This window comes from Psychrobacter sp. GW64-MNA-CIBAN-0177, from assembly GCF_040309585.1.
GTDB lineage: Bacteria > Pseudomonadota > Gammaproteobacteria > Pseudomonadales > Moraxellaceae > Psychrobacter > Psychrobacter okhotskensis.
Genome location: NZ_JBEOOY010000671.1, coordinates 1 through 230, shown reverse-complemented (window position 1 = coordinate 230; position 230 = coordinate 1). Strand labels below are relative to the sequence as shown.

Here is a 230-nt window from a genome sequence, read left to right as displayed (position 1 = left end):
AGCTAACTGTTTAGTGATTTCTGATAGCAGTTTTCCTTTGCAAGAAGTATGTGCTTTAGGGCTTACCCAATTTAGACACCAAGGTGCATGTAGTTGGTTGTATGTAACAGATGATCAACATGCATTTATTATCGATCCGATTATTGAACTGATCCCTCGCTTTGAAAAAATAGTAACTACGCAAAATTTAACTATTACCGCTATTTTAAATACGCATGAGCATCAAGAAC

1 protein-coding gene is annotated in these 230 nt (G+C 35.7%); it reads left to right on the top strand.

The window, feature by feature from the left end:
• The coding region (locus AAEY79_RS16655) for a hypothetical protein (RefSeq protein WP_352289942.1) at positions 1-230 on the top strand (230 nt) is incomplete at both ends.